Below are 9,286 nucleotides of genomic sequence, written 5' to 3' on the forward strand. Positions count from 1 at the left end.
ATGGGCAGTGGAAAAGCGAGCGGGAAAAGCGGAGGGAAAACCGGTCATCGGACGGAACGGACGATTTCGAAGGCTTCGGCGAGCCCGGCGCTGACCTGTGAGCCGCGGTATTCGGCCAGTGCGCGGACGCCGCGTTCGCTGCGCGGGTTCGGCCACGGCTCGAGTTCTTTGCCGTAGGCGCGCAGGGCTTCGATTTTGCGCTCGAGGTGGCTTTCGTCGAGAAGCTGCCAGCAGTTCGGCCGGAAGGTGACCGGCAGCCCGGAGGCTTCTCCGACGTCCGTGGCGGAGCGGATCTCGAAGGTGCGGACTTCGCGCACCGGGCCCTTGCCCGGCCGGCCGGCGACTCGCGCGGCGCGGCTGACGAGGGCGTGGTCGGTGCTCAGGTCGCACATGCTGGTGGCGAAGATGGTGTCCGGCTCGAATTCGCGGACCTCGCGTTCGACGACCTGGTTGAGCGCGAGGTGGCTGACGGTGTCGAGCCGGTTGTCGCCGAATTCGTGGACTCGCACGCGTTCGATGCCCAGTGTTTTGGCGGCGAGTTCGATCGCGTCGGTGCGGTTGGTGACTTCGGCGCCGGCGGCTGAACGCGAACCGTCGTCGTTGGTGAGAATGCAAAGCGAAATGGAGACGCCTTCGTCGGCGAGCCGGGCGATGGTCCCGCCCGCGCCGAGCGTTTCGTCGTCGCCGTGGGCTCCCACCACCAGCAGCCTGCGTGTCAACGTGTGCATACGATTCCCCAGTCCTTGTCCGGGCGGTGAAACCCCCAGCGGAAACGAGCCGTGCGAAATGGCTTGGAACGCAAGAAAAATTTGACATCCGGCGGTGCTTGCGACAACCCCTAAAGACCGTCTAAAGCGGACCTTGGCCGCGCGGGAGGACAGGCGCGGCAAGCGCGTTAGGGGTGGTCCAGGCCGCGGGCCGTCGAGGTCGCGGTGATCAGGATCGGGCCGATCCACCGCATGGTGGTGGCGATGCCGAGCAAGGCCGTGGCGAGCACGAGCACGAACGCGACGATGCGGAGGGGGAAGCTCGCGAGAGGAAGCCGATGGTGCGGACGACGCGGGGCCGCTGCGTCACCGGCCTCGAGCGATCCGCTCCAGTTCCGGCACGAGGTCGTTGAGCGTCGGCGTGGCCAGCATCTCGTCCCGGACCTCGAGCGAGCACTCGCGGAAGGACGGTTCCTCCAGCAACCGCTGGAGTCCGTTTCGGACGGAGCCCGGCGTGACCTCCTCCAGGTCGATCATCAGGCCGTTGCCGCGCTTCACCTGTGCGAGCGCGGAAATCCGCTCGCTCCACGTGGTGCCGGGGATCACCAGCTGAGGGACACCGTTGACCACCGCGTTGCCGATCGTCGCGCCGCCGCCCTGGTGCACGATGGCCGAGCAGCTCGCGAGGAGCTCGTACATCGGCACGAAGTCCACCGCGCGCACGTTGTCCGGAACCTTGTCGACCGACGCGAGCTGCTCCGCGTTGAGCGTCGCGATCACTTCGACGTCGAGGTCGGCAAGGCCGTCGAGCAGCGCGGAAACCGAGGTCTCCTCTTCGCCGAGCGTCTGCCGGTTGGAGATGCCCAGGGTCAGCATGACGCGCGGGCGCGACGGGGGTTCGACCACCCAGCGCGGCAGCGCCATCGGCTTGTTCAACGGCACGAACCGCGCCGGGAGGTAGTCGACGTCGACGCCGTCGTACCGGAGATAGGACGGGTGGCAGTCGATGGTTTTGACGCCGTAGCGCAGGTTCTCGTCGTAGTCCGCGCCGTAGCGGCCCACCGCGTCCGACATCCATTCCACGAACGGGTCCGGGCTGGTGTCCTCGGGCTTGCTCGCGCGCAGGTCCCGGTACTGCGCGCCGATCCGCGCGGTCTGGTCGGCCGCGTACATCATCCGCAGGTGCGGGACGCCGACCGCCTGCGCGACGATCGGCGCGGTGTAGACCAGCGGGTCCCACACGACGAGGTCCGGCTGCCAGTGCCGGGCGAACCGGACGAGGTCGTTGAGCAGCGGTTCCGGCGAGTTCCAGCGGAAAACGTCGACCCAGCCGTCGTAAACGGTGCGCACGTACTCCTCGGTGTAGCGCTCCGGGCGGCTCTCGGAAAGCTGGTGCTTGCTGTGCGCGGTGTCGTCGCCGCCGGCGCTGAGCCGCCGGTGCTCCGCGATGTCGAGGTCCTCGCCGAACCACATCGCGTCGAGGCCGGTTTCGGCGAACGGCAGGACCTCGCGGGGATTGCGCTGGCCGACGAACCGCACCTCGTGCCCGGCGGCGGCCAGTGCCCACCCGACCGGGGCCATGCTGTAGACGTGCGTCCTAGTCGGGAAGACCATCAACATGACTCGCACAACGCACTCTCCGATGCCGGGGTCCGGGAAACACTGCTGGGGAAACGGTAATCGCGGCGGGCCGCTCGGCAGACCCGGCATTACGGCCTTAGGGGCCGTTAGGGGTGGGGATTCGCGGGCAGGCGCGAATAGCTTCGGCGAGGTCGTGGTGCGCGCGGGCGACCCGGCCCGCGACGGCAGGTGCCGAGACCGACGAACGAGGGGACTTCCCAGTGACCGGCCACGAGCAGAACACCGCACCGTCCACCGAGCAGATCGTCGCCGCGCTGCGGCAGTCCATGGTGGACAACGAACGGCTCAAGGCGGACAACCAGAAGCTCGCCGCGGCGATGAACGAGCCGATCGCGATCATCGGGATGGGCTGCCGGTACCCCGGCGGGGTCGCCACGCCCGCGCAGCTCTGGGACCTGGTCGCGGGCGGTGTCGACGCGGTCGGCGAGTTCCCCGAGGACCGCGGCTGGGACACCGAGTCGATCTTCGACCCCGCGGGAAGCCCCGGCACGACGTATTCGAAGGAGGGCGGTTTCCTTTACGATGCCGCCGACTTCGAGCCGGAGTTCTTCGGTATCTCCCCGCGCGAGGCTCGCACCCTCGACCCGCAGCAGCGGGTGGTGCTGGAGACCGCGTGGGAGGCGGTGGAACGCGCCGGGATCGTGCCGTCGACGTTGCGGGGCAGCAAAACCGGCGTCTTCGCCGGCGTGATGTACCACGACTACGGCGCGGGCAGCAGCGACGGCAGCCTGATTTCCGGCCGCATCTCCTACACCCTCGGGCTCGAAGGTCCGTCGGTGTCGGTCGACACCGCGTGCTCGTCGTCGCTGGTCGCCTTGCACTGGGCGGCCCAGGCGCTGCGCCGCGGCGAGTGCTCGCTGGCGCTCGCCGGCGGCGTCACCGTGATGGTGACCCCGGACATGTTCGTCTACTTCAGCGAGCAGCAGGGCCTCTCCCCGGACGGCCGGTGCAAGGCGTTCGGCAGCGGCGCGGACGGCGTCGGCTGCTCCGAAGGTGCCGGAATGCTTCTGCTGGAACGGCTTTCCGACGCGCGCCGCAATGGCCACCACGTCCTCGCGGTGCTGCGCGGCAGCGCGGTCAACTCCGACGGCGCATCCAGCGGCATCACGGTTCCGAACGGGCCCGCGCAGCAGCGGGTGATCCGCGCGGCACTGGCGGACGCTGGGCTGAAACTGTCCGATGTGGACGCTGTCGAAGCACACGGAACCGGCACGAAGCTCGGCGACCCGATCGAGGCGCAGGCGCTGATCGCTACCTACGGCAAGGCGGCCACCGCTGATCGGCCGCTGCACGTCGGGTCGTTCAAGTCGAACGTCGGCCACACGCAGGCCGCGGCGGGCGTCGGCGGGGTGATCAAGATGGTGGAGGCGTTGCGACGCGGCGTGCTCCCGCGCACGCTGCACGCCGACGAGCCGTCGCCGCACGTCGAATGGACCGATACCGTCTCGCTTCTCCGCGAGCCGACGCCGTGGCCGGAGACCGGGCGGCCGCGTCGCGCGGGCGTTTCGTCGTTCGGCATCAGCGGGACCAACGCGCACGTGATTGTCGAGCAGGGCGACCCGGTGACGCGTTCTTCGGACGATGGACCCGTGACCTGGCTGCTGTCCGCCAACGACGCGGAGGCCCTGCGGGCACAGGCGGGCAACCTCGCGTCCGTCGCTGCCGAATCGTCCACTGTGGACATCGGATTCTCGCTGGCGACCACCCGGACCCAGTACGAGCACCGCGCCGGGATCGTCGCGGCCGACCGGGCCGCCGCGATCCGCGCGCTGACCGAGTACGCGGCGGGCCGCACATCGGCGGGTGTCGTCGAAGGCGCGGCGAGTACCGGGCGCACGGCGTTCCTGTTCACCGGCCAAGGCGCCCAGCGCGCCGGGATGGGTCTGGAACTGGCCGCGGCCTACCCGGCGTTCGCCGAGGCCTTCGACGCGGTGGCCGCCGAACTGGACAAGCACCTCGACGTGCCGGTGCGGACCGTGCTGGGCTCCGACGAGACCGGGTACACGCAACCGGCGTTGTTCGCCGTCGAGGTAGCGGTGTTCCGGCTGCTCGAATCGTGGGGCGTCACTCCGGATTACCTGCTGGGGCATTCGATTGGCGAGCTGGCCGCGGCGCACGTCGCCGGGGTGCTCTCGCTCGAAGACGCGTGCACGCTCGTGACGGCGCGGGCCCGGCTGATGCAGGCCCTTCCCTCCGGCGGGGCAATGGTCGCTGTCGCGGCGGCTGAGGCCGATGTCGTGCCGCTGCTGACCGAGGGCGTGTCGATCGCCGCCGTCAACGGACCGGCGTCGGTCGTGCTGTCCGGCGACGAGGACGCGGTCCTCGCGGTGGCATCGAACTTCGAGAAGACTTCGCGGCTCAAGGTGTCGCACGCGTTCCACTCGGCGTTGATGGAGCCGATGCTGGCCGATTTCGCTCTCGTCGCCCGGAAGCTGACCTATTCCGAGCCCGCGATCCCGATCGTCTCGACGGTTTCGCCGGACGCCGACCTGACGTCACCGGAGTACTGGGTGAACCAGGTGCGCGACGCGGTCCGGTTCGCCGACGGCGTCCGCACGCTGCTCGACGCCGGTGTCACGACGTTCGTCGAGGTCGGCCCGTCGGCCGTGCTCACCGCGATGGGCCAGCTGTGCCTTGGCGAAGACGACCGGGCGACGTTCATCCCGGTAGCGCGCAAGGACCGGCCCGAAAGCGAGTCGGCTGCCGCCGCCGTGGCGACGCTGTTCACCACTGGGTCCACTGTGGACTTTTCAGCGTTCTACGCTGGCGGGGCACCGGTCGAACTGCCGACGTATGCCTTCCAGCGCAAGCGTTACTGGCTGGAGAACCCGACCGGGGCCCGCGTCCGCGGGGTCGCCGAGGTCGGGCAGGTCGACGCTGCGCACCCGCTGCTGGGCGCGGTCGTGGCGACCGCCGACACCGGCGGCGTCGTGCTCACCGGGGAGCTTTCGCTGCGCGCGCAGCCGTGGCTCGGCGACCACGTCGTGCAGGGGGTTCCGCTGTTCCCCGGCACGGCTTTCGTCGAACTGGCCGTGCGGGCGGGCGACGAGGTGAACTGCGCGCGGCTCGACGAGCTGACGCTCGCGGTCCCGCTGATCCTGCCCGAACACGGATCCGTCCCGGTCCAGGTGACGGTGGGCGCGGAGGACGAGTCGGGCAGTCGCGCGGTGGGCATTTACTCGCGGGCCGCGGACACCGGCGAGTGGACGCACCACGCCAGCGGGCGGGTGTCGCCGACGGCGGACACGCCCGTTGCCGCCGCGGAGTGGCCCCCGGCCGGTGCGGTCGAGATCGACGTGACCAGCCGCTACGACGAACTCGCCGCCCAGGGCTTCGACTACGGGCCGGTCTTCGCCGGGCTCCGCCGGGTCTGGCGCGACGGGAACACTCTCGCCGCCGAAGTCGCGTTGCCGGAGCACACCGACGGTTCGGCCTTCGCGTTGCATCCCGCCCTGCTGGACGCCGCGCTGCACACCATCGGTCTGGCCGGGCTGACCGAGGACAAGCCAGCGCTGCCGTTCGCGTGGAGCGGGGTTTCGCTGCACGCCGCCGGGGCGTCGAACTTGCGCGTGCTGCTCTCCGCAGACGTCGAGAACACCATTTCGCTCACCGCCACCGATCCCGCCGGGGCACCGATCGTGACCGTGGGTGCGCTGGCGCTGCGGCCAATCGCCGACGACGCGTTCGCCCGTCCGGCAGCAGGCGACTCGCTGTTCCGGGTGGAATGGCAGCCCTACAACGGCGATGCCGCTTCCGGCGTTTCGCACGCCGTGCTCGGCGCGGATCCCTTCGGCCTCGGCGGAGAGTCCTATGTGGACCTTGCCGCGCTGACCGACGCGGTGGGGACGGGAAAGGCCGCCCCGGACGTGGTGTCCGTGTCGTTCGAGGCACCCGAGGAGGCGTCGCCCGAACTGGCCCGCGAGGCCGCCCACCGGCTGCTGGACCTGGTCCGGACGTGGGTCAGCGAACCGGCGCTGGCCGCTTCCCGGCTCGTCGTGGCCGCCTCCCATGCCATCGCGACGCGTCCCGACGAAGACGTCGCCGATCTGGTGCACGCCGCGCTGTGGGGCATCGTCCGGTCGGCCGAGCTGGAGTACCCGGACCGGTTCGCCGCGGTCGACCTCGACGGCAGCGAACCACCGCTGGCCACCGTGCTCGGCGCGATCCAAGCCGGTGAGCCCGGTGTCGCCGTCCGCGACGGGGCGGTGCTGGTGCACCGGCTGGCGAAGTTCGCCCCCGAGACTTCGGCACCGTCGCTGAGCCCGGACGGAACTGTGCTCGTCACCGGCGGCACCGGGGCGCTGGGCGCGTTGATCGCGCGGCACCTGGTGACCGACCACGACGTGCGTCACCTGCTGCTCACCAGCCGTCGCGGCGAGGCGGCACCGGGAGCGACGGAGCTCAAGGCGGAACTGGAGGAGCTGGGCGCTTCGGTTTCGCTGGCGGCCTGCGATCTCGCCGACCGGACCGCGGCGGCCGCGCTGGTGGCGGGCGTGCCTGCCGAGCACCCGCTGACCGCGGTCGTGCACACGGCAGGCGTCCTGGACGACGGTGTGCTGCTCGCGCTGACCCCGGAGCGGATGGACGCGGTGCTGCGGCCGAAGCTGGACGCGGCCTGGCACCTGCACGAGCTGACCGCGGAGCTCGACCTGGCCGCGTTCGTGCTGTTCTCCTCCGTCGCGGGCACGTTCGGTTCGGCCGGGCAGGCGAACTACTCGGCCGGGAACGTGTTCCTCGACGCGCTGGCCCACCGCCGGACGGCGCGCGGGTTGCCCGCGGTGTCGCTGTCGTGGGGCCTGTGGTCCGGCGGCATGGCGGGCGCGCTCGGCGACACCGACCTGGTCCGGATGGCGCGGTCCGGCGTGGCCGGGCTGTCGTTCGCCGACGGGCTCGAGCTGTTCGACGTGACGTTCGGCACCTCGCAGCCGGCGCTGGTGCCGGTCCGGCTCGACCTGGCCGGACTGCGGTCCGCCGCGGACCGAGTGCCGCCGATGCTGCGCGGCCTGGTGCGCGCGGGCACGCGGCGGCGTGCCGCGGCCGCCGACGACTCGTGGGCCCGGATCGAGGCCCTGCCCGCCGGGGAACGGGAGCGGGCGCTGCTCGACCTCGTGTGCGGCACGGCCGCGGTGGTGCTCGGGCACGACCGCTCGGACGCGATCGACCCGCGCAAGGGATTCATCGAGCTCGGCTTCGATTCCCTGACCGCGATCGAGCTGCGGAACCGGCTGGACGAGCTGTCCGGTCAGCGCCTGCCCGCGACGCTGATCTTCGACTACCCGTCCCCGAGCGCCGTGGCAGGACTCCTCGGAACGGGCCTGGCGGACCAGCCGTCCATTGTGGACTCCCGGTTGGCCGCTCTCGAATCCGCGTTGCGGGACAACGCCTTGGCCGAGGACGACCGGGAGAAGCTGGTCAGCCGCTTGACCGCGTTGCTGGCGGCATACTCGGCTCCCGAGAAGTCGGCGGACATCGAGAACGCCAGCGCTGAGGACCTCTTCGCGCTCCTGGACGAGGAACTGGACACCAAACCGGTGTGACCCCGCGAGTCCCCGCTGACGCCAAGCCAATGGCGCAGCGGGGACTCGTGCCATGCGGCGGGCAGAGAAGCGCTTCACGACCGCGAGCGGCCGGGGGTGCTCACACCTCGGTGAGAAGTCCGAGGGAGCAGAGGGAACCGGCCAGCGCGATCATGTCGTAGCGGAGGTCCTCGACGTCCGTCTCCCACAGTTCGGCGAGGACGGCACTGGCGCTGTCGATGTCGCCGTTGTGCTGCTTGAGAGCGATCCACATGGCCGCGGCGACCGGTTCGCAGTCCACCTGGCGGCTGCTGCTGACCAGCTCGAGATGCCCGTCGGGGAGCATCCGCTGGGCGACGCCGTGAGCGGGTCTGATGGCCATCATGGCTGCCTCCGAGGGGCGGTGGTCCGGTCTGTTTCCTTGCTGCACCAAGTTTCGCGGACCCGGGCCCTTCCGGCCATGGGGGCGGCACCTGAAAGCGGCCTGGGGTTTACTCCCCCGTCAGCCGCCCGAGATCAGGGGTTGCGGAAGCGAGCGCCTCCTCGCGCCAGTCGCGCAAGCGCGCGGCGACGGTCGTCAGCACCCCTTCGAGCTGGGCGTTCAGGTAGAAATGCCCGCCCGGCAACACTTTCACCGCGCAGCCGCCGCGGGTGTGGCCATGCCACGCTTCGGCCTCGGCGAGGTCGACCACGGGGTCGTCCGCGCCCAGCAGCACCTGGACCGGGCAGTCCAGCGCGAGCCCGGGCTCGTGCCGGTAGGTCTCGACGGCGGTGTAGTCCCCGCGGACGGCGGGCAGCACCAGGCGCAGCAGTTCGTCGTCGCCGAAAACGGCGCTGCCGGTGCCGCTCATCTCCTTGAGGGCGGCGATCAAACCGTCGTCGCCGAGCTCGTGGACGTCCTCAGGCCGCGGCACCGACGGCGCCGGGCACGCGGACGCGAACAGACCGAGCGGCCGGGCGCCCCGCGCCTCGAGCCGGCACGCGACCTCGTACCCGAGCGTCGCGCCCATGCTGTGGCCGAACAGGGCCACCGGCCGGTCGATCCACGGGCCGAGGTCGTCGGCGATGACGTCGGCCATCGCCTCGAGGTCGTCGAAACACTGCTCGTCGCGGCGGTCCTGCCTGCCTGGGTACTGCACGGCGATGACGTCGGCGTCGAGTCCGCCCTCAGCGGCCGCCCGCGAGAACGGGAAGTAAGCGGTGGCCGACCCGCCCGCGTGCGGCAGGCACACCAGTCGCACCGCGGCGTCGTCGGACGCGTGGAATCGCCGGAGCCATCGGCTCGATTTCTCGTTCAGGGCAGTCACAGTTCAGGAAGTCTCCGGCCCCTTCGCGCGCCCGGCAACCCCTAGCCGAGCGTCGCCGTGCCCGTCCGCCGTGCGGCGATCCAGGCTCGCTCAGGGGGCCGGGCGGCCGGTTAGG

Annotated in this window: 5 protein-coding genes; 1 reads left to right on the top strand and 4 read right to left on the bottom strand. The window is 70.9% G+C overall.

Annotated features, from left to right (window positions below; all coding sequences use genetic code 11):
• Window positions 1-44 precede the first annotated feature (44 nt).
• Together EIZ45_RS11030 and EIZ45_RS11035 are read right to left on the bottom strand one after the other, a co-directional pair.
• A complete protein-coding gene (locus tag EIZ45_RS11030; protein WP_043836772.1) occupies window positions 45-728 on the bottom strand; it encodes a PIG-L deacetylase family protein in 684 nt (227 codons plus the stop codon).
• 345 nt (window positions 729-1,073) lie between these two features.
• Window positions 1,074-2,327 (bottom strand): nucleotide disphospho-sugar-binding domain-containing protein, encoded by a 1,254-nt coding sequence (locus tag EIZ45_RS11035; RefSeq protein WP_051172841.1) that lies wholly within the window; start codon window positions 2,325-2,327, stop codon window positions 1,074-1,076.
• Window positions 2,328-2,548: 221 nt separating this feature from the next.
• Between EIZ45_RS11035 and EIZ45_RS11040 the strand changes: the two genes are divergently transcribed.
• The gene (locus tag EIZ45_RS11040; RefSeq protein WP_240690834.1) at window positions 2,549-7,885 is read left to right on the top strand and encodes a type I polyketide synthase; all 5,337 of its coding nucleotides are present in this window, start codon (window positions 2,549-2,551) and stop codon (window positions 7,883-7,885) included.
• Between the two features lie 100 nt (window positions 7,886-7,985).
• Here the strand turns inward: EIZ45_RS11040 and EIZ45_RS11045 are convergent, their stop codons facing one another.
• Window positions 7,986-8,246, bottom strand: coding sequence for a hypothetical protein (locus EIZ45_RS11045; protein ID WP_063697782.1), 261 nt, complete (start codon window positions 8,244-8,246; stop codon window positions 7,986-7,988).
• 109 nt (window positions 8,247-8,355) lie between these two features.
• Window positions 8,356-9,171 (bottom strand): thioesterase II family protein, encoded by an 816-nt coding sequence (locus EIZ45_RS11050; protein ID WP_134667388.1) that lies wholly within the window; start codon window positions 9,169-9,171, stop codon window positions 8,356-8,358.
• Between the last annotated feature and the right edge of the window lie 115 nt (window positions 9,172-9,286).

This window comes from Amycolatopsis sp. CFH S0740 (genome assembly GCF_004522315.1).
Taxonomy (GTDB): domain Bacteria; phylum Actinomycetota; class Actinomycetes; order Mycobacteriales; family Pseudonocardiaceae; genus Amycolatopsis; species Amycolatopsis nivea.